Raw genomic sequence first — 24,112 nt, 5'->3', positions numbered from 1 at the left:
TCCCCCGTCGGGCGGTCTCGCTCGTGTCGTGGCTGGCTCACGGATCATTCTCGGAGTTTAGTGAGGATTTCTTCGACGGTGTCCCAGTTGGTGCGTGTTCGGTCACTCGGCAGGTAGACCGTCCCGTAACTCTCGTCGCCGCTGGTGACGATGTCGTGTTCCTCCAGGACGTCGAGGTGGTGTCTGACGGTGTTGTACGCGAGGTCGAGGTCCTCGGCGAGGCGGTTGGCGTTCCGAGGGCGCTCGTCGAGCGCACGGAGGATGCGAGCGCGATTGGGCCCGCCACGCGTCGCGGCGAGGATCTGCCAGAGCACCACCTCCATACACGCGAACGTGCGAGGGGAGTCACAAATAACACCCCGGTCTCCGACGGGCTGATCCGGCGGCCGGCGACGCCGCTCGACGGGGGTGCGAGCGACCCGAGTCGCCGCTCTGCTGCCCGCGTGGCGGGCCTCATACCCGATAGCTCGGACGACCATCGCTTAGTGATTGTGCAAACTCGGACGCAAATTCGGCCGTGCCGACCGGCGCCGATCACCGCCAGATCGCAACGATGTCCGCCGATTGGAGGCGGAGTTTGGCGAGATTCTAGTCTCAGTTGCGAAAGTAGTTATGAGTCTGTCATACCTCGTCACGATCGGACGATGACGGACTCCCCGGACACGACACGACGGCACGTACTCATCGGACTCGGCACCATCACGACGACTGCCCTTGCTGGCTGCGGCGGCACCGGTGGGGACGCGACCGCGACACCGACCGAAACGGAGACAGAGACGACAACCCCGACCGCAACCGAAACCGCGACACCGACCGAAACGGAGACCGAGACTCCGGCCGAGACGGCGAACCTCCGGGTCGCCCATCTCTCGCCCAACGCCCCCGACGTCGACGTCTACGCCGACGGAAGCGCCGTCCTCGAAGGCGTCGGGTTTGGCGCGGTCAGCGACTATCTCGAAGTACCAGCCGGAGAGCGACAACTGCGAATCACTCCCGCTGGCGACGACGGAACGACCGTCTTCGAGGGTGCCGTTCCCGTCGAGGCCGACACCGACTACACGGTTGCCGCCGCCGGCGAAGTCGGTGACATGGTCGACCAGCCCTTCGAACCGCTCGTTCTGGAGGACGACAACGCCGCACCCGCGGACGATACGGCGCGAGTTCGGTTGGTCCACGCCTCCCCAGACGCCCCGGCCGTCGACGTGACTCTGGCGTCGAACGGCGACACGCTCTTCGACGGCGTCGCCTACGGCGACTCCGGCTACGTCGAGGTTCCCGCTGGCGAGTACACCCTCGAAGTGCGTGGCGATACCGAAGGCAACGATGGCGACGTCGTCGCGGAGTTCACCGTCCAGGTCGACGGCGGCGAGGTGTACACAGGGTTCGCGGCCGGCTACCTCTCACCGGACGACGCACCCGCCGACACCCCCTTCGACCTGTTGGTCGCCCGCGACACGCAGGGCGGCATGCTGGAGGTGGCCGCGCCGTCTGATGGGACCGCGAATCTCCGAGTCGCCCATCTCTCCCCCAACGCCCCCGACGTCGACGTCTACGCCGACGGGAGCGCCGTCCTCGAAGGCGTCGGATTCGGCACGGTCAGCGACTATCTCGAAGTGCCGGCCGGAGAGCGACAACTGCGAATCACTCCCGCTGGCGACGACGGGACGACCGTCTTCGAGGGTGCTGTTCCCGTCGAGGCCGACGCCGACTACACGGTCGCCGCCGCCGGCGAAGTCGGTGACATGGTCGACCAGCCCTTCGAACCGCTCGTCCTCGAAGACGACAACGCGACACCGGCCGAGGATATGGCGCGAGTTCGGTTGGTTCACGCCTCCCCGGACGCCCCGGCCGTCGACGTGACCTTGGCGTCGAACGGCGATGCGCTCTTCGACGGCGTCGCCTACGGCGACTCCGGCTACGTCGAGGTGCCCGCTGGCGAGTACACCCTCGAAGTGCGTGGCGATACCGAAGGCAACGATGGCGACGTCGTCGCGTCGTTCGACGTGAGTCTCGGGGGCGGAACGGTCTCGACTGGCTTCGCGGCCGGCTACCTCTCGCCGGACGACGCACCCGCCGAGACCCCGTTCGATCTGATCCTCGCCGTGGACGCCGGCGACTCGATGGGCGGGAGCATGCGACACGAGGCGCCGGCAGCGGGCCTCCGCGGGTAACCGGTGACGTCGCGTGGCGTGACCGATCCGGGTCGTCACTCGCCGGCGAGGCCGGTGACGATTAGGTAGGTTCCGAAGGTGGCGACGAGGATGCCCGCCGACTGCGTCCCGGCCGTGGACAGAAAGCCAACGTCGTACAGGAGCGGAGCGAGCATGAACCAGCCGCCGAACAGGGTCGTGAGCACCGCGGGCGGCAGGCTCACACGGCCGCGAGCTTGGAGCAACTGGAGATTTCGTGCGGCGAAGACGACACCGAGGACGCCGCTCGTGACGACACTACCGGTGAAGGCGGCCGACGCGCCCGCGACGAGAGGCGTCACCGTCGCAGCGATACAGCCGAGGACACAGATCACCGCTGCCGCCGAGAGGAACCGCGAGTCGACACTGGGCACGAAAGAAGGTTCGGCTCCACGGACATGAATGATCGGCCTATCGCGTCGCCCGGAACTGGCCGTGTTTGACGCCGAGACCGAACGCGAGCAGTCCGAACACGAGCATCGAGGGCGCGACCATCATCAGTGTCGTCTGCAGGGCCATCATCCCGCCGGCGACGAGGCCGGCGACGCCGAGAACGACCACCACGAGGACGGCACCGAGCGCGACGGGTAGGGTGAACTCCATACGTCAGTTGAGGGCGCGGAGTCACATAATAGAGTCGGCGCGTCAGTCGTCGGCCGGGAGTTCCCGGCCGCCATCGGACTCGATTGACAGCGGATCGTCCCGCCACTCGACGTTGAGTTGGTGCCGCGGCAGATATGGAGACAGGTCGGTGACCGACAGCAGGCCTCGGTATCCCTCGTCGTCGACGACGGGCAGATGTTTGACCCCGGCGGTCCGCATCCGTTCGGCGGCCCCACTCACTGTCGTCTCCGGCGACACCGTCGTCACCGGCGACGACATGATCACCCGGACCGGCGGCCGGCCGTCCGTCTCAGCGACCATCGCAACCAGGTCGGCGGCGGTGATGATTCCGACGACGGCCCCCTCATCGAGGACGGGAAGCGCCGACACCGGGGGACGGCGAAGGTACTCGGCCGCCTCGGAGACTGGGGTCCCGGGGGAAATCGTTGGCGGCGACCGTAGGTCGGCCGACGAAAGGGTCGTCTCTATCATACATTCTTGACAATCATTCGCAATTACAAAAGTATTTTGATTATTCGTGTTTTCTCAGTCGGTTATTGATTCGTATATTCGAACTCTATTTGAGATCACAGCCTATTTATTCTATTTTTGTCCCAGAGGTAACCGGAGAGCGCCCGTACGCCCTAGTTCGGTGGTCGGCCACCGCACCGCGCACGCCCCGGACGACGAACGTCGCGTGGGCCGTCCCGTCCGGGCCGCGAACGGACACGTCGACGGCGACGGCGACGAGGGCGGTGGTGTTCGCCCTAGTCTGTGTGATCACGCCGTCGCTTGCGACACAAGCGTCGAAGACGCGGTCCGGCCCACCGGGGCAGTGTGCCCTGGCCCACCGTCGCGCTGCGCTCTCGTTGCGGGCCACGTCGACGGACACCCCACGGTCCGTCCCGACGGATTCGACGGCGTCGGCTGCCGAGTCGAGTCGGGTGACGGCGAGGGCGGTCACCTGTCGGTGTTGGTCCGGCCCCGTCATGTTCGACGCCGCGTGAGTGGTTTCGGCGACCGTTCGTTCGAGAGTTCGTTTCCCATCCGCGAGCGTCGCCCCGACGCGGTCGTCGGACGTCGTCGCCGGGTCGCCGACGTGCCCCAACTGGGCGTACGCGAGGAGCATCGGGACGAGTGCGGTGACGACGACGGCAGCCGCGAGCAAGACGAGTTGGGCACGTCGGCGCCTCATCCGTACCACACCCTGACCCTGATCGGACCGTGGCGTGTCGAGACCGATGTCGATCCGACGGTCGTCCGCGGCGGGCGCGGGTAGCCGACCGTGCCGTGTGGCGTGGTGATCCGAAAGGCAACGTCCGCAGGGAGCGCACGGGCGACCCGCTCGCGGGTGTCGGGCCGGAGGCGGTCGAACGACGCGGACGAGCGGGCGAGCGCGACGAGCCACGCGTCGCCACCCCCGGGGGCCGGCTCCGAGTCGAGCAGGGTCGCTGTATCGTGGGCCAAGGAGTCGAGTTGTGGCTCCGCCGAGGGCGCGGGGGCGACACCGACCGTGAACCCCGCGGCGACGCCGACGACGAGAACGACGCCGATGGCGGCCTCGATCACCGACAGCGAGAGTTGCCCCCTACGCATCGACGGTCACCGTGAGGATACGGTCGTCGACGCGCCGGGGGCGGTAGGTGACCACCAGCCGACCGGTCGCGTTCGCCCCGGCGTCGACTCGGAGCGTCGTCGGTTCGTAGCGGTCGAGGTGGACCGTGGCGGTGGTGTTCAGTCCACCGTCGTCGCGAAGGACGATGCGGTCGTTCGCGCGGACGGACTGAAGCGTGGTGTTCGGACCGGGCGCGAGAGTGAGGGTGGCGCGGTCAACACCCCGGGGGACGGAGACCGTCGACCGCCGGGAGAGGTTAGCCCGGATCGGCCGTGGCTCCGCCCGTGAGCGGACGACGACCGACCGCCGGACGGTCCACCCACCACCCGGCGCACCACGTTCGACGACGGGGCGACCGTCAAGCGCGACCCGTACGTCACCCGCTCTGGCGGCGGGGGCGAGTTCGTGGAGTCGGCTCGCGTTCAGGGCGGCGACCCGCGAGGCGTTGAGGGTGTTCGCCCGGATCGTGAGCGGCGAGTCAGCGGCGGTCAGTCGGTCGGCGGTGGCGGCCGCCGCGTGTCGCTCGACCGGTTCGCGGTCGGCACCCGCGAGCGCGGCGTCCGCGAGGCTCACGCCGACGACGGTTGCCCCCGTCAGCAGGACGAGCGCCACGACGAGCGCGAAGAGATTGGTCTGTCCCCTCACGCGAGGATCACCCGGAGGCGGCCGTCGTCGCTGCGAACTCTGATAGTCGCCGGCTCGTCACTCCGCCACGATCCCTCGACGGCGGTGACCCGTGGCGACAGCGCCAGTCGAAGGCGGCCGGAGAGCGCCGGATCGGGGTGATCGAGGACGAGCGTGCGATTCTCGACCCGTAGCCGATAGACGGCGTCGTCGATGGCGGTCGGCAGGTCGACAGTCCGGGACGCCGTGGCGCCGTCACTCGGCGGTGGGACTGACGTCTCGATGCGTGCAGCCGTCGACGCGAGGGTCCGGTCGCTCACCTCCGCGGCGGCCGCGTCCCGGTAGTCGGGGACGACGCCGCCGTGGAGCGCGGTCACAAGCGAGGCGACATAGAGGAGGACCAACATCGCCTCCAGTACCTTGCCGACGACGGGAACGAGAGCGCGGTCGGTCACCGGCCCACCTCTAGGCGAAGGTCGTGGACGAACACGTACGCGTCCCGGACGTCGGGAAAGCGGGCGACGACACTCGGGACGCCGTCGTCGTCGAACGAGCGGCGCGTCGTGGTCGCGCCCAGTTCGGCGAAGTGACGCTCCCAGACCGCTGGTGTCCGGGTTTCGACGGCGACACCGAATCCCCCGCCAGATAGCCGTCGTCGGTCGTGGGTGACGTTCGTCCGCAGGGTCACCGTCGTCGGACCGCCGACCGCCACGGCGTCGGCACCGAGACGCGAGAGGCCAAGAAAGAGCGTCCGGTCGCGGATCGACAGTGACGGCGCAGTGCGGGCGCGGGCGCCCGTCCCGGTGTCGTAAATGGTCGTCCCGGCGACGTGGCGGACCCGCCGTTCCCCGGCGGCGTAGACGAGGCCACCGACGGCGTACTCGGCCGTGGGATCGACGCCGTCGAGGAGCCGAACCGACCGCTCGACGGTACGAAGCCGGCCCTCGTGTAAGGTGAGCCGACGCTCGTGGGGGCCGCTCCGCTCGGCGTCGAGGGCCTCGGCCATCGCCGTCGAAACACCACGGGCCTCCGCGGCGGACGCGCTCTCTTCGACGACCGAGCCGACCGCGACCGTCAGCGCCGCAACGCTGACGACGGTGACCGCCAGCAGGACCGCGACCCCGATTGGCGTCGACTGGGCGCGTCGGCTCATATCATCCCTACCCCCGCGAAGACGGCGTGACAGACGACGACGAGGGCACCGGAGTGGAGCAGGGCCTCGTAGCGCCCGCGGCTGGCGGTGCCGGCGAACCACCCCGAGGCCAGCATCGTCGCCTGCGTGACGACGTAGAGCCGGTAGCGTTCCCGCGCCAGGTCGATGGCCGACCCCTCGATCACGTACCCACCGGGGCCACGCACCGAGGCGAGTTGCTCGAAGCCGTCGAAGACGTGGATTCCGACGGCAACGGCGATGCCGACGACGAGCAGGGCGGTCGTCCAACCGACGGCAACGTAGGCGAGCAGGTTCGCCCGGAGGGCACGCTTCTCGTGGTAGAGGCGACCGATCTCGGTCTGGAGCGTATCGAAGACAGTGCCGGCGTCGCTCCCTGCGTCGAGTGCGCCCGTGACGAGACCGACGGTCTGTTCGGCGAGCGGCGTTCCGACGCGGCCGACGAACCGCTCCAAGGCGGCGGTACGGACGTTCTCGTCGAAGCCCGTTTCGGGGGAGGTGAAGCTCAGGTTGAGCGCGAGGTCGGCCACGTCGGGGTCGAGTGGCCCGAAGTCGACGTCGCGGGCGACGAGTTCGACCGCGCGAGGGAAGGGTCGGCCGAGGTTGACGTGGCCGGAGACGGCGTGGACGAAGTCCTTGATCTCCCGGTCCTTGGCGTCGTCGAGGCGGGCGCGTCGGACCCCGACGACGCCCACCGGCAGGGCGTAGGCGGCGTAGCCGAGGAGGGCGACGTCGGCGGGCGGGGATCCGATGGCAACGAGGGCGCCGACGGCGGCGAGGGCCGGGGCGACGGCGACGGCGGCGGCGCTCGACGGGTTCCGGGTCGCGGACGCGAGCGTCGGGAGGAAGCCCGGCGGCCGGCGGTAGTGGACGGTCTGGCCGGGCGGGCGGAGGCCGCCGACGACGATACTCGCGCCGAGTCCGAGAACGAGCACGAACGCGGCGCTGGCGTAGACGACGACGGCACGGGGCGTGGTCGTCCCGAGTGGCGTCGCGAACGGTCGTGAAAGGCCGGGCGAGATGATGGCGAGAACCGTCAGCACGATCACCAGGAGTGTCGGGAGGACGAGCAACACCATGAACACCTCCGAGAGGAGTTCCAGTAGGCCGGCGGCCCGGTCCCGGGCACGGTCCTGTCGGTGAGCCAGCATTCGGCTCTCCATCCGGAGGTAGTTCGCGAGTTCCGTCTCGCCTTGCTGGGCGTGTTCGCTGAACTTCAGGAGGAAAGGGGCGAGCAACTCCCGGGACGGCGTATCGCGGGCGATGCGTCGCAACCCCTCGTGAAGGCTCCCCGTGAGGGCGGCGGTGTTCAGCACCTTCCGGATCGACACCGCCGTCTCGCCGTACGGATCGGTGGCGGCTACCTTCCGGAGCATCGCCCGGTGGCCGTCACTCCCCGAGGAGAGGACGTGCAGATACCGGACCGCACCGGGCAGCGTCCGTTCGATGTCGTTGCGGCGGGCGTTCGCCAACCAGCGGAGGTAGCCGCCACCGAGACGGACGGTTGCGGTCTTGGCGAGGGCGCCGAGCGTGAGAGCGCCGCCAGCCACGAGGGCGGTCGTCGGCGGGACGGGAAGAGCGACCCGCGAGACCGGGAGGGCGTCGGCGACGGCCGTCGTCACCGCCGGCGACGCGTCGGCGACGGCGAGGCCGAGGACGACAGTCGGAATCGTCACCGCGAGTGCGACGATCCAAGAGAGACCGTACACCCGCGCGAGGTAGACGTCGAAGCTGAGTCGGAGGTCGGTGCCGCGGTAGCGCTTGCGGTCCCGGACGTGTCGGTCGTCGTCGGCGTGGCGGGCGAACAGCGCGTAGAGAACGCGGTCGAGAGTGGCGTCGTGGCCGGTCGGCCGCGCCGACACCGGGGGCGTGGCCGCCACCTCGCCACCGTCCGGTTCCGGCTCGTCCCCGCCTGACCGCTTCTGGGTCACGCTCCCCCTCCGTCGTGCGGGCGGGACCGGCCCCCCGACCTGACGCGTCCTGACCCCGTCGACATGGGGCGAACTGCCGCACGATGGTATATAAACGTTGGACGAGCGTTCTCAGATTTGATTCGCATCGGGACGACCGAACGGCGGGTCACGCGACAGGCGCGCCGCGATGATCGAGACAGTCGACGAAGAGGCCCGACTGCCGGGTCGGGGCATTCGATGGCGACGACCCGTTCGACGAGTGAACGGCGTGAGACCACGAACGAGTCGGCTCTCCCCCCGCCGGGACTGTTACCAGGATTCGAGCCTACGTCCCGACATGGACCCCGACGCCATCCGCCGCGCCTGGGACGACATCGCGGCGACCTACGCTCGCCGCCGTGACCCGACCGGCTCGGACGCCGACCTGCTCACTGACCTGCGGGAATCGCTGCCGCCGGAGCCGACGGTCCTCGATATCGGCTGTGGCGACGGCGCGCGGACGCTGGCGAACCTGCCGGCGGGGAGCGTCGGTCTCGACATCTCTCGGGGGAGCCTCGAACTCGCCCGCGAGACGGTCCCGGAGGCGCGTCTCATCCAGGGCAACACGACCGCGCTCCCGGTTGCGACGGAGAGCGTCGACGCCGTGACGGCCTACTACGCCGTCTTTCACGTGCCGCGGGCGCAACATTCGGACGTATACCGGGAGTTCGCGCGCGTCCTGAAGCCGGGAGGTACCGTGTTGATGACGCTCCCGAGCGGTCGGTTCGAGACGGTGCGCGAGGGGTGGATGGGTGGGCGGATGTTCTTTTCCTCAGCGGGGCGAGAGCGGACGCTCAACGCCCTGCGCGCCGCGGGATTCGACGAAGTGCGGACCGAGACGGTGAGCGATCCGCTGGGGAGCGACGCGGAGTTCGTCTTCGCCACGAACGCGGGAGGGACAGAGTGAGGCGGGGACCTCAACCGACGAACGCGATTGGCATCGGAGCGAAACAGAGGATGCCGAGAAGAAGCGTCACTAGGCCGAGCGCGCGGCGACTCGGGCCGACGGGCGTCTCGTCGATAGGCGTCGCAGTCCCGGCACGGAGGAAAAGCAGGGAGAGGAGCCCCCAGAAGCCCCAGAGCTGTGCGCCCTGGCCCCCCTCGGCGACGAGGAGGTACGCCGCGAGCGCGAACAGGCCGACGGGGACGAGTCGCTGAACCACCCGGATCCGGTCGCCGATCAGGGACCGCGTCACGTGGGCGCCGTCGAGTTGGCCGACCGGGAGCAGGTTGAGGAAGGTGACGAAGGCACCGATCCAGCCGCCGATGACCACCGGGTTGACCATGCGGCCGGCGCCGTACTGCAGGGGTTCACCCAGCAGCGCGGCGACACCTCTGACGAGAAGCGGATAGCCCAACTCGATCTGGGCGACGAGTGTCGACTCCGGGGCCGCGACCGGCGGGAGCGTGACGCCGACGGCGGTGACGACGACGGTGGCGACGAGGCCGGCCAGTGGGCCGGCGACGCCGATGTCGAACAGCGCCCGTCGGCTCGGGATGGTGTCTTTCATGCGAATCACCGCCCCGAGCGTGCCGAGGACGTTCGGCATCGGGATGAAATACGGGAGTGTCGCCTCTACCTCGTGATACCGGCTGAGGACGTAGTGCCCGAGTTCGTGAACCGCGAGGACCCCGAGCACGGACAGCGCGAAGGGCCAGGCGCCGACGAGGGCGAGGGGATTCGCGAGCGCGTCGATGCCGTACCACTGTGACCCGGCGAACAGCGTCGTCACCACCGTCGCCGCAAGCAGCACCAAGTTGAGCCAGGGAATGCCGTCGATGCCCGTGGATCGCTCGGTGGCGACGAGAACGTGTTCGCCCGTCTCGTAGCGGATGTCGACGCGATAGCCCCGCCGGCGGAACAGCGGAGCGAGTCGGCGGATGACGGAGTCCGTTTCGTCCATCGGCTCGCCGTAGTATCGGACCTGCTCCTCGGCCACGTCGACCTCGTAGACGAGAAACGCCTCGGTGAACGACCCCGGATTGGGAAGGTCGCCCGGAACCGTGGATTCGGCCATTACGTTGAGTACGGGCCACAGCCACTAGTATGCCTCGCCGGGCCGCCGACAGTCGGGCGTGTGTGGACCGCTATCCGTCGGTTCCGGCGAATCGGTCGGTCACCATCCCCGACCCGTCGGCTGGCGGACATATAAGACCGAGGCGGTCGAAGCAGGGGTATGACACTACTGGTACCGTTCGACGACTCGGCGCTCTCGGAAACGGCGTTGGAACGCGCGTGCGAGTTCGGAGACTATCGGGACGAACCCGTGGTCGCGTTGACCGTCGTGCCTGACGACCGGTCGTTCGCCGTGGACCGGGGCTGGATCGACCGGAACGAGGCCTACCGCCCCGACGACCTCCGAAAACGGTTCGAACAAGACGTCCGGGCGGTCGACGAGTCGGTGACGTTCCGGTGGGAGCGCGCCGACGGGAGCGAGGACGCGACGGCGACGACAACCGACGACGTGACCCGGACAGTCCGGGAGGTGGCGGCGGAACTCGACGTCTCGATTCTCTTTGTGGGGAGCGAGAACGCGGGTCGGGTGTCGTCGCCACTGACGAGTGTGGGCGACCCCCTCTCGTCGGACGCGCGATACGACGTCCACATCGTCCGGCACGTCGGCTGAGACGGGAGATTGTCAGTACCGGTGGGTCACCGGACCGTCCCGGCGAACCACCGGGAGACAGTCGCGGTACGCCGGTCGAGTCAGGCCGTCTCCCGGACACCCAGATACCGCCGCACCTCCTCGGCGTTCGCGTCGACGTCCTCGTCACTGCCCTCGAAAACTATCTGTCCGCCGTCCATGATGTAGGTGTACTCGGCGACGGCGAGCGCGAACCGGACGTTCTGTTCGACGATGAGTAGCGTCGTCCCGCCCGCCGCAATCTCCTCGATTACGGCCCCCACGTTCTCGACGATCTGTGGCGCTAGCCCCTCGCTGGGTTCGTCCAGCAGGAGGAGTCGCGGATCGCTCCGGAGCGCGCGGGCGATAGCGAGCATCTGTTGTTCGCCGCCGCTGAGGTGTTTTCCCCGAGAGGTTCGGAGTTCCCGTAGCTTCGGGAAGAAGTCGTACAGTTCGTCGAGACTTCGGCCGTCGTCGACGTCCGGCACCCGGAGATTCTCCTCGACGGTCAGATCGGGGAAGACGCCGCGATCCTCGGTGACGAAGCCGACCCCGTGGTCGTGGGCGACGTGGGGTGGCCCTCCGGTGACGTCGTCGCCGTCGAACCGAACGGTGCCGGCGGTCGGTTCGACCAAGCCGACGACCGTCCGGAGTGTCGTCGTCTTGCCGACGCCGTTTCGCCCGAGCAGGGTCACGACGCTGCCGTCCTCGACCGACAGCGAGACGTCTTGGAGGACGTCGCTGCCGCCGTAGCCGGCACCGATCCCGTCGAGTTCGAGCAGCGCCATCAGTACCCCCCCATGTACGCGTTCTGGACCCGCTCGTTGGCCACGATATCTTCGGGGTCGCCGCGCGCGATGACCTCTCCTCTGTCGAGGACCGTGATCCGATCCGAGAGTTCGAGGACCAGATCCACGTCGTGTTCGATGAGCAGGACCGTCAGATCGGTGACGGCGTCCGTGAGAAACTCCAGAAGCGCCGGGAGTTCGGCCTCGGCGACGCCGCTGGTCGGTTCGTCGAGCAACAGGAGAGTTGGCTCGCTCACGAGCGCCATCCCGATCTCGAGTTTCTTCTTATCGCCGTGTGAGAGGTTTGCCGCCACCTCGTCCGGTCGCGCGTCCACGTCGAGGTCGTCGAGCATCCCACGGGCCCGCTCGTCGTGATCCGGATTCCGGGTCGCCAACGGGTTGAACCGTTGGTTGTCGGCCTGGGCGGCCAGCCGGAGGTTCTCGTGGACCGTCACCCCAGGAAAGAGCTGTGTAATCTGGAACGCCCGCGAAACCCCGCGCCGGGCGCGTTCGTCCTGATCGACGGCGGTGATGTCGGTCCCTCGAAAGTGGATCGTCCCGGCAGTCGGTCGGAGTGAGCCGGCGATCATGTTGAACAGCGTCGTCTTGCCGGCACCGTTCGGCCCGATGATCGAGTGGAGTTCGCCGTCGGGAACCGACAGGTCGACGCCGTCGACGGCGGTAAACGATCCGAACGTCTTGGTCAACCCCTCGATGCGGAGGAGCGTGTTCTCCGATTCGACGCGTGCCGCGTTCGTCTCCGTCTGTTGTGTCGTCGTCATAGGTCGGAGCTGTGATCGGTCGCCTCGTCGTCGCGGCGGTCACGGAGTCGTTCGCGGGCCACCTCGACGACGCCGACGAGTCCTTCGGGGAACAGCAGGACGATGAGGATCAGCACGATGCCGAGGACGAGGATCCACGAGAACGCCAGGGCGCCGCTGATGGTGTTCTCGAAAAAGCGAAGCGAGATGGTTCCGAGGATGCCGCCGACGAGCGTTCCGCGGCCGCCGACGAGCACCCAGATGAGGACGTCGGTCGACTGCACGAATCCGAGCAACGGCGGGGAGATAAACCGCTCGGAGAGGACATACAGGGTCCCCGCGAACCCGGCCATCCCGCTGGAGACGCCGAACACGAGGGTCTTGTACTTCTCCGTGTCGTATCCCAGTGCGGTGGCTTTCGTCTCGTTTTCGTTGATCGCGACGAGCGCACGGCCGAACGGCGAGTCGACGATCCGTCTGGCGACGAGGTAGCCGGCGAGGAGGACGCCGACACAGAGATAGTAGAAGGGCACGCCGGTGAGTTCCGTCGCGACCACGCCGGGAATCCCCACGCGAGCGGGAGGCACCAGCAACCCGTTCGCACCGTTCGTCACGGAACTCCAGGAGACGGCAATCTGTTCGGCGATGATCGCTAACGCGAGCGTGATGATGGTGAAGTAGTCCTCGCTGATCCCTCGAGAGAACAGGACGCCGGCGACGACGAGTCCGAGGAGTCCGGGGAGGACGGTTCCGGCCGCGAGGCCGGCGTAGACGATAGCAGGCCCCGTACCGACGGCTTCGAGGAGCGTCCCCATCAGGTACGCGCCGCCGCCGAGAAAGACCGCGTGCCCGAACGTGAGGATGCCGGTGTATCCCCACAGCAGGTCGACGCTGATCGCGAACAGCGCGAAGATCAGCGACAGCGTCAGGATCTGGATCAGATAGTTGGCGAGAATCGCGGGCGCGAACAGCAAGGCTCCGACGCCCAGCGCAGCCAGCGCCGTCGTCCCGGACAGTTCACGGCCCGCGACGGAGACAGACAGCGACGACGCGACGCCGGTGGCTCCGACGGCGCGTTCCGTGGTGGATTCGTCGCCCCCCATCTCACTGTCCCCCCAGCAGTCCTTCGGGTCGGACGACGATTAGCGCGACCACGAGCAGGAACACGAGCGTCTGGGCGACGACGGGGGAGATGAAAAACGTCCCCACGTTGGAGAATCCCGCGACGATGATACTCCCCGGAACGATGCCGATCAGCGTGCCGGCTCCCCCGAGGATGACGGCGAAAAACGACTGGACGAGATACGAGATGCCCATGTTGGGCTCGACCGTCGTCAGCGGGGCAACCGCGGCGCCGGCGAGGCCGACGAGGGCCGAGCCGAACGCGAAGGAGAACTGGTACATGCGCGTTTCGTTGAGGCCGAGCAGGCTGGCCTGTGTCGGGTCCTGGATGACCGCCCGGAGTCGAACGCCGGCGTCGGTCCGCGTAAACAGGACGAACACGACGGTGATGACGACGGCCGCGACGCCCATCAGAAAGAGGCGGTAGGTGGAGTACGTCGTCACGACGAGGTCGACGCTGCCCGGAAGCGGGTTGCCGACCTCCTTGCTCTGGGCGTTGAACAGGAGCTTAATCGCCTCGCCGATGGCGAGTGCAACACCCCACGTTGCGAGGATGGTATCGAGCAGCCGCTCGTAGAGGTGTTGGATAATGAGCACCTCGGTGAGGAGACCAACGACCGCGACCACCAGCGGCGCGAGAAGGAATCCGGGCCAGAAGCCGATTCCGAGTTCGGTGCTGGTCAGCCAGACCACGTAGGCGCCGACGGTGAAGTAAGCCCCGTGTGCGAGGTTGATGACGCCGATAAACCCGTAGATGACGGCGAGACCGAGCGCCGACAGCGCGAGGATGAGGATGCTGCTCAGCGCGTTGAGCGCGAGCGACGCGACCAGTTCGGTGTCGACCCCGGCCAGCAGGAGGCAGTTCATGTGTGCGAGACTCAGATGGGGTCACAACCGTCGTCGGGCGCGACGGGGTCGAACGTCTCGACCACCTCGTGGGTCTTTTCGGCGGTCATCCGCTTTGCGACCGCGTCGTTGGTGAGTTGGTGGTCGTTCTCGAACCGGGCGGTCCCGACGGCCGAGTCGTCGAGTCCGGTTTCGGGGAGTGCCTCCTTGATCGCCGCGGGCGACGTGTCGCCGGCCGCCTCGACGGCCTGTTCGAGCAGTTTGATCGAGATGTACGCCGGCCCGGTCATGTAGTTGACGAGGACGTCGTCCCCGAACTCCCCGTAGTAGCGCTCGATCATGGTCTGGTTCAGGTCGTTTTGCATCGTCTCCGCGTAGTTGTGGCAAGTGATGACGCCCTCGACGGTTGCGGGGTCGGCCCCCGACAGCGACCCCTGGCCGTGGGCGAGACCGACGTCGGTCCACTGCCCGCGGACGTCCTGATTTGTCATCTGCGACTGGATCGCCGTGGGCGACGGCCCCGTCAGCGTCATGAACAGCACGTCCGGATCGGCCTGCGAGACCCGCTCGATGATCGAGGAGAAGTCGGTCGTCCCCAACTGGACGTACTCCTCGCCGACGACCTCGCCGCCGGCGTCCTGAAGGATCGGTTTGGCCACCTCGTTGATGCGGTGAGGCCAGTTGTAGTCGGAGCCGAGCATATAGAACTGGCCGCCGTACTCGTCGACGAGCCACGGGACGAACGGCTCGACCGTCTGGACGGGGACGCCACCGGTCTTGAATAGCCACTCGTTACAGTAGTCCTCCGCGACCTGGCCCTCGTACTGGACGGAGTACAGCAGCGGAATCTCGTTCTGTGCGGCGACAGGGGAGACGGCGACGCGGGTGGAACTGGAGATGGTGCCGAGCAGAATGTCGGCATTGTCCTGCTGGATCAGTTGTTCGGCCTTCGTCCGCGCCGTCGACGGATCGACCTGGTTGTCCTCGACGACGAACTCGATCTCTCGCCCGTCCGGACCGAGACCGCCGCTGTCGTTGATCTCCTGGGCCGCCAGTTCGGCGGCGTTGAGGATGGTGTTGCCCCAGGGACTCCAACCCTGGCTCAACGCCAGGTTCGCCCCGATAGTAAACGGGCCCTGACCGTCGCCGCCACCCCCACCGCCGAGACAGCCGGCCAGTCCGGTGGCTGCGATCCCACCCCCTGCGGCACGGAGGAACCGCCGTCGGTTCGTCGACCGGGTCGCCCGCGTCTCGTCGCTCCGCTCCGAACTCGAACCTGAGTGTGCCGTCATGTGCGTCTACGCACACCACCAGACTCCAGGGGCATAAATAGCACTGTTTGTACAACTATTCCCAGATTATTGCATTGTTCGTCTAGAATATTCGCTGTTTGCCCAACATAGATAGTATTTATAACGTTCGTTGAAAACGTTCGGCTCGAAGAGTTACCAGTGGCGTTCGACGGCGTGTCCGGCGTCGAGGACGGTCGCGTCGTCGAAGTGGCTCCCGGTGAGCATCAGTCCGACGGGGAGTTCGTCGGCCGCCTCGACCGGGACCGACAGCGACGGGTGGCCGGTCATATTGAACGCCGACGTGTTTCCGAGGTTGGCCCAAGCACCCTCGATCCACTCGAAGATGGTCTCGTCCGGGTCGTGTTCGTGGGCGCGCATCGGCGTGGTGGGCATCGCCAACAGGTCGTACTCGGCGAGGACGTCCTCGTACGCCGCGGTGAGTTCCGCACGGAGGTTCATCGCCTCGGCGTAGTACTTCGAGTGGTACTGTTCGCCGGTGTAGCTCCCCAACAACAGCATTAGCTTCACGCTGGGCGGGAAGTCGCCGCCCTGGGCGCGGCGGGCGCGGCCGAAGGCGTCGACCCACTGCGTGTCGTAGCGCCCCCGCCAGTTGTGGCCCAGTCCCTCGCCCGAAACCGCCGCGACGAACGCCTCGGCGACGGCGACGGTGAAGACGTCGCCGGCGGCCGCGTGGAGGTCGACCGACACCGACTCGACGGTGGCGCCGGCGTCGGCGAGTGCATCGAGTGTCGCCCGGACCGTCTCGTCGACGACGCTCTCGCTCTCGGAGCGGTCGAACCCCTCCTCGACGACGGCGATGGAGAGATCCGACGGATCGCCCGACAGGTCGGCCGCGTAATCCTCGGTCGGGACGGTTTCCGGCTGGCGGGGGTCGTCGGGGTCCTTGCCCGCAAGCACCGTGAGCGACTCGGCGGCGGCCTCGACGGATCGGGTCATCGGCCCGCAGTGGTCGATGGTGTTCTCGATGCCGATGGCGCCGGTGTAGGGGACGAGTCCGTGGGTTGGCTTGTGGCCGACGATACCCGTCCACGACGCCGGAAGCCGGATCGACCCGCCTTGGTCCCCGCCGAGGGCCATGTCGACGTCCCCCTCGGCGACGGCGACGGCACTCCCCGAGGACGACCCGCCGGGAAGACGCTCGGGGTCGTGTGGGTTCAGCGTCGCACCGAACGCACTCGATTTGCCCGTGCCGGTGAACGCGAAGTCGTCCATGTTGGTCTTGCCAACCACGTCCGCTCCGGCGTCCAACAGTCGGGAGACGACCGTGGCGTCGCGTGCCGGGACGTACCCCTCCATCACCTGTGAGCCACACGTCATCTCGGCGCCACCGACGGCGATGTTGTCCTTGACGGCGACGTCCCACCCGGCGAGTGGCCCCTCGTCATCGCCGGCGACGTGGCACTTCGTGATCCAGGCGTTGTGCGGGTCGCCCGAGCGGACTCGATGTCCGGGGTCACGGTCCCGGGCGTCCGTCGGCGGCGACGGCGGCTGTCCGATGTCGCGAACCGTCGCGTAGGCGTCGAGCGACTCAGCGACCAGTTCCCGGTAGGCCTCGACTTCGGCATCGGTCAGATCGAGGTGAAGTTGGTCCCCGAGACTGTCGATCTCCTCCGCTGTCGGCGGTCGTAGCGCTCCGAACGAATCCGTCATAGGCTATCTGATTACTGTGGATTAATCCCCTATACCCGTTTTCACTTCATCATATTTTGTCTCTATTCGCTGTCTTGTGTAGTTCGTCAGATTATCTGGACTATTCGAGTACACCGTTAGTCGCGTCGTTACGGCGGACCGAATAGGGGATCTCGCGACCGGCGACGCAGCGCCGGCGGCGACCCGCGGTTTTTTGTCCCGGGATTTCGGGAGGTTGACACATGGTATCGGATGCCGAGTACGGGGTCGTGGTCCGTCACGACGTGACGGTGGAGACACGCGACGGAACGGGGCTTGCGACCGACATCTATCGCCCGGCCGACCCGGGGAGTGGAGAGCCGATAGCCGAGCCGAAACCGGCGCTCCTCGTCCGGACCCCGTACGACAAACGCGAGCGAGAGGCAGTCGAACGACAGGGGAACTGGTACGCCGAGCGTGGATACGTCGTCGCGATTCAGGACGTCCGCGGACGATACGCGAGCGAGGGCGAGTTCTACCTCCTGAAAAACGAGGCCGAGGACGGCGCCGACACGGTCGAGTGGCTAGCCGAGCAGTCGTACTGCGACGGGCAGGTCGGGACGATGGGCACCTCGTATCTGGCGTGGGTACAGAACGCGCTGGCGACCCAGGACCCGGCGCCGCTGTCGGCGATGTTCGTCAACCAGGGGGCCGCCAACGCCTGGAAGGCGACGCTCCGTCACCACGGCGCGTTCGAACTCCGGTGGCTCACGTGGGCGCTCACCATCGGCGGCGGCTTCGCGAAGCGGGCGCTCGACGACCCCGACGTCCAACGCCGACTCGCCGAAGTCGACACACGAGACGTCCTCGCGGGCGAACCGGTGACACGCGGCCAGTCGCCGCTCCGGTGGCTCCCGAACTACGAGTCGTACCTCTTCGACTACATGACCACGCCCGGCGACGACGACTTCTGGACGGACCCGAGCATCAACTTCGAGGCCCACTACGAGCAGAGCGCCGACGTCCCGACGGTGTATGCTGGGTCGTGGTACGACTCCTACGCGAAGGCGACCTGCGACAACTTCGCCGCCCTCGCCGACCGGAAGGAGAGCGATCACTTCCTGCTCATGGGGGCCTGGACCCACGGCGGGCAGTCGACGTGGACGAAGCCCTACGCCGGCGAGACGGCGTTTGGGGAGGCGGTGCCTCGCGACTATCTGGAGACGAAGCTCCGGTTTTTCGACCACTACCTCAAGGGACGAGAGACGTGGGACGAGCCACGGGTGCAGTACGTCCGAATGGGAACCGGCGACGGCGAGGTGACGACGGCGGGACGACTCCGTCACGGCGGGGAGTGGGCGAGCGGGACCGACTGGCCGCTTCCGGACACCGAGTTCACCAGCTACTACGCACGCGGCGACGGCCGCCTCGTCCCCGAACGGCCGGCGGAGACGGAGTCGGCAACCACCTACGAGTTCGACCCACGGAACCCCGTGCCGACCATCGGCGGGAACTGCTCCTCGTACTATACGTTCGAGCCGCGGTCGGAGTCCATCGAGGAGTTACCGGTCGCGGATCGCCCCACGACGAGCATCACCGGGCGGGGTGGCTACGACCAGCGCACTCGACCGGAGACGTTCGGGGCTGAGCCGCCCTACGGCCCCTTGGAGGCGCGCAACGACGTCGTCGTGTTTCGAACGCCACCGCTGACAGAGGCCGTCGAGATTGCGGGACCGATTCGCGTCCGGATCTACGCTTCGACCGACGCGCCCGACACGGACTTCACCGCGAAACTCGTCGACGAGTACCCACCGAGCGCGGACTTCCCGTCCGGGTTCGCGCTCAACCTCACCGATTCGATCTGTCGGGCTCGCTACCGCGGATACCGTCGAGACCCCGACTTCGTCGACCCGGGGGAGGTGACCGCGTTCGACCTGGAGCTCTATCCGACGGCGAACGTGTTCAAACCCGGCCACCACATCCGACTCGACGTCTCGTCGTCGAACTACCCCCGCTACGACGTCAACCACAACACCGGCGAGGACCTCTACGGCGGCCGCGAGTACCGCACGGCGACCAACACCGTCTACCACGAGGCCGACCACCCGACCCACATCGAGTTGCCGCTCCGGCCGTCGTAGCCCGAACGCGACACCGGATGTCGACGGGAAGCCACGACGGCCGAATCGGTCGAAGGACAGCCAAGGGGCAAACGGATGTGACCCCACACAACGTATTTCCGGACACGAGCGAAGAAATACGGCGAGCGTCGGCTCCGACAACCGTTGCGACGCTGGCGCCTGTTCACCCATGAACGCCCGGATACCCGAAACGACGGTGGGAGCGATTCACGAAGCGATGCGGGCCGGCGACCTGACGAGTCGGGAGTTGGTCGAGCGGTACACGACGCGGATCGACCGCTACGACCGGACCGGCCCGGAACTGAACGGCGTCGTCACCGTGAATTCGGCGGCGACGGCGCGGGCGGCGGAGCTAGACGAGCGATTGGCGCGCGAGGGGCTGATCGGGCCGCTACACGGGATTCCCATCCTAGTCAAGGATCAGGCGCTGACGGCCGGCCTCAGGACGACCTTCGGGTCGGAAGCGTTCGACGACTACGTGCCCGAGACGGACGCGACGGTCGTCTCGAAGCTCCGGGACGCGGGAGCGATCATCCTCGGGAAGACCAATCTCCCGGACTGGGCGGCGGGCGACGCCGGCGTCTCGTCGGTGCAGGGGCGGACGAAGAACCCGTACGCGCTCGACCGCGATCCGGGCGGGTCGAGCGCGGGGACGGGTGCTGCGGTGGCGGCGAACCTCTGTACGGTCGGAATCGGCGAGGACACGGGCGGGTCGATCCGCGTCCCGGCGTCGTGTTGTAACCTCTTTGGGATTCGGGTGACGACGGGGCTGATAAGCCGAGCGGGGTTCTCGCCGCTCGTCCCCCGTCAGGACACGCCAGGACCGATGGCTCGGACGGTCGCGGACCTGGCGCGGGTCCTCGATGTCCTCGTCGGCTACGACCCCCAAGATCGGGCGACGAGCGTGACCCAGATTGCCGGCGGAGGCTCGTATCTCGACGCAGTCGAGACCGGGGACCTCGACGGCGTCCGCCTCGGCGTGGTACGACAGGCCTTCGGAGACGACGAGCGGAGCGCACCGGTCACCGCGGTCGTCGAGGACGCGATGGCGACGCTGTCGGCGGCGGGGGCCGAGCTGGTCGATGCGGTGTCGATCCCGGAGTTGGACGCCCGACTCGACGAGACGTGGCTCTACGGGGTTCGCTCGCGGGCCGCACTCGACGACTTCCTCGACGGGCTGGAGGGGGCACCGGTCGACGGCTACGGCGACCTGTACGAGCGGGGGCTGTACAACGAGGGCCAGGAGTTGCTAGACGTGATCGCCGAGGGGCCCGCGGAGCCGACCGCCCGCCTCGACTACTGGCGGAAGGTCGCGGCACAGACCGACCTCCGGCAGGCTATCCTCGCGGTCCACTCGGAACACGACCTCGACGCGCTGGTGTTTCCGGACGTGAAAATCGTCCCCCGGCCCGCCGAACGGATCGGAGCAGGGGCGCGGGCGTCGTCGGCGGAAACGTACATGACCAACACCTACATTGCCTCGCAGTCGTCCTGTCCGGCCGTGTCGATGCCCGGGGGGTTCACCGACGACGGGCTGCCGGTCGGCGTCGAACTCGTGGCGCCGCCGTACCGGGAACGGCGACTGCTCGCTATCGCGGCGGCGTACGAGTCGGTCGCGGAGACGCGAGCGCCGCCGTCGACGGCGCCGGCGCTGTGACTCAGTCGTCGCTCGGTGTCGCGCCGGGCGAGGCGCTGGTGGTGTCCTGCCAGGCGTACCGCCCGACGACGAGGCCGAGGATGGCCATCCCGACGCCCACGAACGCCGCGGGGGCGCCGAACGGCTCGCCGAGCGCGTTCCAGCCAGGGCCACAGACTGCCCCGAGGACGATGGAAGCTAGCACCGCCTTGCCGGACGTGTCCCGGTAGTAGAGCGCCACGTACACGGGGACGAGCAGCGCGCTCGTTAGCAGGATCGCCCGCCAGTTGTAGAGGCTAATGATCGTGCCCGGGGGGTTGACCGCGGCCGCGGTGGCGACAACCCCGAAGCCGATGGTCGAGACGCGGGAGACCAACAGGAGTTGTTCGTCGTCGGCGCTGCCGTCGACGAAGTAGTCGTAGAGGTCGTGGGCGGCGGTGACCCCACAGGCGTGGAGCCGCGTGTCGGTCGTCGAGAGGATGCCGCTCATGATAGCGATGATGATGACCGTCCCGACGGTCGTGGGGACGTACTCCATGATGAGGACCGGGAACGCACGGTCGACGTTCTCGACGGCCAGCCCTGCGCCGTTGAGCGCGACGGTGGTGCCGGCACCGAGCATGACCAGCATGACGTAAAACACCGAGAGGATGAAGCCGGCCGCCGCGAGGTGGAACTTCGCCGTCCTGATGCTGTCGGTCGCGTTGATCCGGACGACGGTGGCCTGCGAGGTGAAGATGGTGCCGAAGAAGGCCACGATGGAGGCGGCGACGCCGATGAGGGTGTAGGTACCGTCGCCGAGCGGTGCGACGTTGGCGGGGTTGAGCGCCATGAACTGCTGGTTCAGGCTGGTGAGACCGCCGAGGTCGAACACCATGTACGCGAGTGCGACAGCGACTGTCGCGACCATCAGCGTCCCCTGGGCGAGGTCGGTCCACGCCACGCTGACGAGACCACCCATCACGGTGTAGAGGATGAACACGCCGCCGATCACCCAGATCATGTACCGGTACGGGACGCCGGTGATAGTCGTCACGAGCAGTCCCGCCCCGACCAGTTGCATGATGAGGTAGACCCACGCGTTGGCGAGGAGGACACAGCCCGTGATCGGCCGTGCGACCTCCCGGCCGGTGAGTTCGGCGATGATGTCCGGGAACGTGATGTGGTTGAGTTCGCGGACCTTGTGAACGACGAAATAGAGGCCGCTGATACCGAGCATCAGGCCGAAGACGATGCCCGTGACGATGGAGTAGCCACCGCCGTAGACCGAACCGACGAACCCGATCACACTCACCGCGCTCACGAAGTTGGCGACGTACGACCACGTCGCCAGCGTCGGGCCGAGTTCCTTACCGTACACCCAGTAGTCGCTCACGTCGTTCGTCTTGAGGTACGCCCAGCCGCCGATGGCGAGGACGGCGATCAGGTAGACGACGAAGATGCCGAGATAAACCGGGTTGACCTCGCCGACGCCTGTCTGTAGCGGGACACTAAACATTCTCTCCTACCTCGGAGGGCGTCTCCCCGCGAATGGTCTCGTCGACTGGCTGTCCCATGATGACGTGGACGATAACGTAGTGGGCCGTTCCGAGGCTCCCGGCGACGAGCGTCGCCACGAACACGAGGAACATTCCGGTTGGCATGCCGAGTATTGACATGATACAGGGTGACAATGCTTATTACTGACAATAAGTGTTTTGCTCAAATATCCCAAAATATGCGCCGAAAGTGCGATAGAAATCAGCCATACACGAATAAACTGCCAAATAATACCCCTGTACCGAGCATTAAGTTATCATATTTGAATTCTTGAGCAAGTCAGCCAGGGCGGTGATCCCCGAGACCACCCTCAGTCAGTAGGTCGGCGGTCGAGGCCGCCATCACCTTCGTGGCGGTCACCAGCGCGTCGATTGGGACGTATTCGTCCTCGACGTGCGCCTGTTCGAGGCGGCCCGGGCCGTAGACGATACACTCCTCGATGCCCGCGTCGTTGATCACGAACCGCTGGTCGTCGGAGCCGGGGGAGACGACGAACTCGGGGTCGTCGTAGAACGCGCCGGCCTCCCGGGCGTACGTCTGAGCGACCGTGCAGTCCCGGGACGCGCTGGTCGGCTCGGCGATCATAATCTCGTCGTACTCGAACGTGACGCCGGTCGCCGCCTCGGCGTCCGCAAGCAGCGCGTCGACCTCGGCTCGCGCCCCCTCGACGGTTTCGTCGGGGACCAACACGCGGTAGAACGTCGCCCGACACCGGTCGGGGACGACGTTCTCGGAGTAGCCGGCGTCGATCATCGTCGCCGAGATATCCGCCCGTCGGGACTCTGAGGGCGTGACCGGAAGCTCCGTCGTCCGGTCGTGGAGTTCGTCCTCGTACTCGTCGACGCGGGTGAGAAGCGCCTGCATCGCCGTGATCGCGTTCGTCCCGTCGTGAGACATACAGCCGTGGGCCGTCTCACCGTGTGCGGTGACGTGGAACTTCAGGACGCCGCGGTGACCGAGACAGACGCGCGAGGCGTCGAAACACTCCGTGTAGACACAGTAGTCGGTGTTTGCCTCGTCGACGTAGCCCTCGTCGACGAGATATCCGAGACCGGTGAATCCGCCCGTCTCCTCGTCGACAGTCATGCTTTGTGTGATCGACCCGCGGGGGGCGACGCCGGCCGCTTCGAGGGCGTCGACGGCAAAGAGACTCGCCACGATACCCGACTTCATGTCGCTCGCCCCCCGCCCATAGACGCGGCCGTCCTCGACGACGGGGTCGTACGGGTCGTGATCCCAGTCCTCGCCCGCAGGCACCACGTCGAAGTGGCCGGTGAAGTGGACGTCGGGACCCGGCTGCGCGGCCGTCTTCCGTCCGAGGACGTTCACCCGGTCGTGGTCGCTTCGCTCCGGATAGTGGTCGGCGACGACCACCTCCGGAACCGTCACCCGTTCGACGTCGTACCCGCGGTCGGCCATCGCCTCGGCGAGAAAGGCGGCCCCCTCTCTGTACCCTCGTCCCGGCGGGTTCTCCGTCTCGATGGCGAGGAAGTCACACAGGAACGAGATCATCTCGTCGACGCGCTCGTCGACGGCGTCGTAGATCGCTCGTCTGTCTACCGTCCCGGTCACGTCGAGGC

At 67.3% G+C, this 24,112-nt stretch carries 25 protein-coding genes; 5 read left to right on the top strand and 20 right to left on the bottom strand.

The genetic code is table 11. The features are described 5' to 3' along the window. Positions 1 to 44 precede the first annotated feature (44 nt). Positions 45 to 323 carry an ArsR/SmtB family transcription factor gene (locus NO878_RS12530; protein ID WP_256406336.1) on the bottom strand — a complete coding sequence of 93 codons (279 nt, stop codon included), beginning with the start codon at positions 321 to 323 and terminating at the stop codon, positions 45 to 47. Positions 324 to 644: 321 nt separating this feature from the next. Here NO878_RS12530 and NO878_RS12525 point away from each other — a divergent pair, with 321 nt between their 5' ends. After that, complete coding sequence (locus tag NO878_RS12525) at positions 645 to 2,171, top strand: DUF4397 domain-containing protein (RefSeq protein ID WP_256406335.1); 1,527 nt, start codon at positions 645 to 647, stop codon at positions 2,169 to 2,171. A gap of 35 nt (positions 2,172 to 2,206) precedes the next feature. Here NO878_RS12525 and NO878_RS12520 read toward each other — a convergent pair whose 3' ends face one another. From NO878_RS12520 to NO878_RS12480, 9 genes are all read right to left on the bottom strand, one after another. After that, entirely contained in the window at positions 2,207 to 2,563 is a 357-nt protein-coding gene (locus NO878_RS12520; RefSeq protein ID WP_256406334.1) for a hypothetical protein, read from the bottom strand. 37 nt (positions 2,564 to 2,600) lie between these two features. Further along, complete coding sequence (locus NO878_RS12515; protein WP_256406333.1) at positions 2,601 to 2,792, bottom strand: DUF7333 family protein; 192 nt, start codon at positions 2,790 to 2,792, stop codon at positions 2,601 to 2,603. A gap of 42 nt (positions 2,793 to 2,834) precedes the next feature. Continuing rightward, the gene (locus tag NO878_RS12510; protein WP_256406332.1) at positions 2,835 to 3,284 is read right to left on the bottom strand and encodes a CBS domain-containing protein; all 450 of its coding nucleotides are present in this window, start codon (positions 3,282 to 3,284) and stop codon (positions 2,835 to 2,837) included. A gap of 106 nt (positions 3,285 to 3,390) precedes the next feature. Beyond that, a complete protein-coding gene (locus tag NO878_RS12505) occupies positions 3,391 to 3,987 on the bottom strand; it encodes a DUF7261 family protein (protein WP_256406331.1) in 597 nt (198 codons plus the stop codon). Then, positions 3,984 to 4,388 (bottom strand): DUF7262 family protein, encoded by a 405-nt coding sequence (locus NO878_RS12500; RefSeq protein WP_256406330.1) that lies wholly within the window; start codon positions 4,386 to 4,388, stop codon positions 3,984 to 3,986. Before NO878_RS12500 ends, NO878_RS12505 begins: the two co-directional genes overlap by 4 nt. Next, positions 4,381 to 5,052 (bottom strand): DUF7263 family protein, encoded by a 672-nt coding sequence (locus NO878_RS12495; RefSeq protein ID WP_256406329.1) that lies wholly within the window; start codon positions 5,050 to 5,052, stop codon positions 4,381 to 4,383. Before NO878_RS12495 ends, NO878_RS12500 begins: the two co-directional genes overlap by 8 nt. Next, on the bottom strand, positions 5,049 to 5,486 hold the full coding sequence (locus NO878_RS12490; protein WP_256406328.1) for a DUF7266 family protein: 438 nt from the start codon (positions 5,484 to 5,486) through the stop codon (positions 5,049 to 5,051). The genes NO878_RS12495 and NO878_RS12490 overlap by 4 nt, the downstream gene beginning before the upstream one ends. After that, on the bottom strand, positions 5,483 to 6,184 hold the full coding sequence (locus tag NO878_RS12485; RefSeq protein WP_256406327.1) for a DUF7289 family protein: 702 nt from the start codon (positions 6,182 to 6,184) through the stop codon (positions 5,483 to 5,485). Before NO878_RS12485 ends, NO878_RS12490 begins: the two co-directional genes overlap by 4 nt. After that, a complete protein-coding gene (locus NO878_RS12480; protein WP_256406431.1) occupies positions 6,181 to 8,082 on the bottom strand; it encodes a type II secretion system F family protein in 1,902 nt (633 codons plus the stop codon). The genes NO878_RS12485 and NO878_RS12480 overlap by 4 nt, the downstream gene beginning before the upstream one ends. A 370-nt stretch (positions 8,083 to 8,452) precedes the next feature. Here NO878_RS12480 and NO878_RS12475 point away from each other — a divergent pair, with 370 nt between their 5' ends. Beyond that, entirely contained in the window at positions 8,453 to 9,061 is a 609-nt protein-coding gene (locus NO878_RS12475) for a class I SAM-dependent methyltransferase (protein WP_256406326.1), read from the top strand. 10 nt (positions 9,062 to 9,071) lie between these two features. Here NO878_RS12475 and NO878_RS12470 read toward each other — a convergent pair whose 3' ends face one another. Continuing rightward, complete coding sequence (locus NO878_RS12470; protein ID WP_256406325.1) at positions 9,072 to 10,172, bottom strand: site-2 protease family protein; 1,101 nt, start codon at positions 10,170 to 10,172, stop codon at positions 9,072 to 9,074. 159 nt (positions 10,173 to 10,331) lie between these two features. Between NO878_RS12470 and NO878_RS12465 the strand changes: the two genes are divergently transcribed. After that, entirely contained in the window at positions 10,332 to 10,781 is a 450-nt protein-coding gene (locus NO878_RS12465; RefSeq protein WP_256406324.1) for a universal stress protein, read from the top strand. Positions 10,782 to 10,861: 80 nt separating this feature from the next. On the opposite strand, the gene NO878_RS12460 is transcribed toward NO878_RS12465, so the two are convergent. The 6 genes from NO878_RS12460 to NO878_RS12435 all read right to left on the bottom strand — a co-directional run bounded on the left by NO878_RS12460 (position 10,862) and on the right by NO878_RS12435 (position 17,258). Then, entirely contained in the window at positions 10,862 to 11,566 is a 705-nt protein-coding gene (locus NO878_RS12460) for an ABC transporter ATP-binding protein (RefSeq protein WP_256406323.1), read from the bottom strand. Then, a complete protein-coding gene (locus NO878_RS12455) occupies positions 11,566 to 12,348 on the bottom strand; it encodes an ABC transporter ATP-binding protein (protein ID WP_256406322.1) in 783 nt (260 codons plus the stop codon). The genes NO878_RS12460 and NO878_RS12455 overlap by 1 nt, the downstream gene beginning before the upstream one ends. Beyond that, positions 12,345 to 13,430, bottom strand: coding sequence for a branched-chain amino acid ABC transporter permease (locus tag NO878_RS12450; RefSeq protein ID WP_256406321.1), 1,086 nt, complete (start codon positions 13,428 to 13,430; stop codon positions 12,345 to 12,347). The genes NO878_RS12455 and NO878_RS12450 overlap by 4 nt, the downstream gene beginning before the upstream one ends. 1 nt (position 13,431) lies before the next feature. After that, complete coding sequence (locus NO878_RS12445) at positions 13,432 to 14,316, bottom strand: branched-chain amino acid ABC transporter permease (RefSeq protein ID WP_256406320.1); 885 nt, start codon at positions 14,314 to 14,316, stop codon at positions 13,432 to 13,434. A gap of 11 nt (positions 14,317 to 14,327) precedes the next feature. Next, positions 14,328 to 15,587, bottom strand: coding sequence for a substrate-binding protein (locus tag NO878_RS12440; protein ID WP_256406319.1), 1,260 nt, complete (start codon positions 15,585 to 15,587; stop codon positions 14,328 to 14,330). A 153-nt stretch (positions 15,588 to 15,740) separates the two neighbouring features. Further along, positions 15,741 to 17,258: an amidase gene (locus NO878_RS12435; protein WP_256406318.1), complete on the bottom strand. Its 1,518-nt coding sequence runs from the start codon at positions 17,256 to 17,258 to the stop codon at positions 15,741 to 15,743. Between the two features lie 221 nt (positions 17,259 to 17,479). Here NO878_RS12435 and NO878_RS12430 point away from each other — a divergent pair, with 221 nt between their 5' ends. Continuing rightward, positions 17,480 to 19,357, top strand: coding sequence for a CocE/NonD family hydrolase (locus NO878_RS12430; protein WP_256406317.1), 1,878 nt, complete (start codon positions 17,480 to 17,482; stop codon positions 19,355 to 19,357). Between the two features lie 169 nt (positions 19,358 to 19,526). Next, positions 19,527 to 21,014: an amidase gene (locus NO878_RS12425; RefSeq protein WP_256406316.1), complete on the top strand. Its 1,488-nt coding sequence runs from the start codon at positions 19,527 to 19,529 to the stop codon at positions 21,012 to 21,014. 1 nt (position 21,015) lies between these two features. Here the strand turns inward: NO878_RS12425 and NO878_RS12420 are convergent, their stop codons facing one another. The 3 genes from NO878_RS12420 to NO878_RS12410 form a co-directional block, all read right to left on the bottom strand. Beyond that, on the bottom strand, positions 21,016 to 22,491 hold the full coding sequence (locus NO878_RS12420) for a sodium:solute symporter family protein (protein WP_256406315.1): 1,476 nt from the start codon (positions 22,489 to 22,491) through the stop codon (positions 21,016 to 21,018). Next, the gene (locus NO878_RS12415) at positions 22,484 to 22,651 is read right to left on the bottom strand and encodes a hypothetical protein (RefSeq protein ID WP_256406314.1); all 168 of its coding nucleotides are present in this window, start codon (positions 22,649 to 22,651) and stop codon (positions 22,484 to 22,486) included. The genes NO878_RS12420 and NO878_RS12415 overlap by 8 nt, the downstream gene beginning before the upstream one ends. Before the next feature lie 160 nt (positions 22,652 to 22,811). Further along, positions 22,812 to 24,104, bottom strand: coding sequence for an ArgE/DapE family deacylase (locus NO878_RS12410; RefSeq protein WP_256406313.1), 1,293 nt, complete (start codon positions 24,102 to 24,104; stop codon positions 22,812 to 22,814). Positions 24,105 to 24,112 lie beyond the last annotated feature (8 nt).

This window comes from Haloplanus ruber (assembly GCF_024494725.1).
GTDB lineage: Archaea > Halobacteriota > Halobacteria > Halobacteriales > Haloferacaceae > Haloplanus > Haloplanus ruber.
Note: the sequence above shows the minus strand (reverse complement) of the source record. Positions and strands in the feature narration are given on the sequence as shown.

Bases quoted from the DNA above. Each gene is read 5' to 3' on its own strand.
- NO878_RS12415 (WP_256406314.1), bottom strand. From the start codon at position 22,651: ATGTCAATACTCGGCATGCCAACCGGAATGTTCCTCGTGTTCGTGGCG.
- NO878_RS12505 (WP_256406331.1), bottom strand. From the start codon at position 3,987: ATGAGGCGCCGACGTGCCCAACTCGTCTTGCTCGCGGCTGCCGTCGTC.
- NO878_RS12530 (WP_256406336.1), bottom strand. From the start codon at position 323: ATGGAGGTGGTGCTCTGGCAGATCCTCGCCGCGACGCGTGGCGGGCCC.
- NO878_RS12485 (WP_256406327.1), bottom strand. From the start codon at position 6,184: ATGAGCCGACGCGCCCAGTCGACGCCAATCGGGGTCGCGGTCCTGCTG.
- NO878_RS12430 (WP_256406317.1), top strand. From the start codon at position 17,480: ATGGTATCGGATGCCGAGTACGGGGTCGTGGTCCGTCACGACGTGACG.
- NO878_RS12425 (WP_256406316.1), top strand. From the start codon at position 19,527: ATGAACGCCCGGATACCCGAAACGACGGTGGGAGCGATTCACGAAGCG.
- NO878_RS12500 (WP_256406330.1), bottom strand. From the start codon at position 4,388: ATGCGTAGGGGGCAACTCTCGCTGTCGGTGATCGAGGCCGCCATCGGC.
- NO878_RS12460 (WP_256406323.1), bottom strand. From the start codon at position 11,566: ATGGCGCTGCTCGAACTCGACGGGATCGGTGCCGGCTACGGCGGCAGC.
- NO878_RS12455 (WP_256406322.1), bottom strand. From the start codon at position 12,348: ATGACGACGACACAACAGACGGAGACGAACGCGGCACGCGTCGAATCG.
- NO878_RS12470 (WP_256406325.1), bottom strand. From the start codon at position 10,172: ATGGCCGAATCCACGGTTCCGGGCGACCTTCCCAATCCGGGGTCGTTC.
- NO878_RS12450 (WP_256406321.1), bottom strand. From the start codon at position 13,430: ATGGGGGGCGACGAATCCACCACGGAACGCGCCGTCGGAGCCACCGGC.
- NO878_RS12440 (WP_256406319.1), bottom strand. From the start codon at position 15,587: ATGACGGCACACTCAGGTTCGAGTTCGGAGCGGAGCGACGAGACGCGG.
- NO878_RS12420 (WP_256406315.1), bottom strand. From the start codon at position 22,491: ATGTTTAGTGTCCCGCTACAGACAGGCGTCGGCGAGGTCAACCCGGTT.
- NO878_RS12510 (WP_256406332.1), bottom strand. From the start codon at position 3,284: ATGATAGAGACGACCCTTTCGTCGGCCGACCTACGGTCGCCGCCAACG.
- NO878_RS12445 (WP_256406320.1), bottom strand. From the start codon at position 14,316: ATGAACTGCCTCCTGCTGGCCGGGGTCGACACCGAACTGGTCGCGTCG.
- NO878_RS12525 (WP_256406335.1), top strand. From the start codon at position 645: ATGACGGACTCCCCGGACACGACACGACGGCACGTACTCATCGGACTC.
- NO878_RS12515 (WP_256406333.1), bottom strand. From the start codon at position 2,792: ATGGAGTTCACCCTACCCGTCGCGCTCGGTGCCGTCCTCGTGGTGGTC.
- NO878_RS12465 (WP_256406324.1), top strand. From the start codon at position 10,332: ATGACACTACTGGTACCGTTCGACGACTCGGCGCTCTCGGAAACGGCG.
- NO878_RS12475 (WP_256406326.1), top strand. From the start codon at position 8,453: ATGGACCCCGACGCCATCCGCCGCGCCTGGGACGACATCGCGGCGACC.
- NO878_RS12435 (WP_256406318.1), bottom strand. From the start codon at position 17,258: ATGACGGATTCGTTCGGAGCGCTACGACCGCCGACAGCGGAGGAGATC.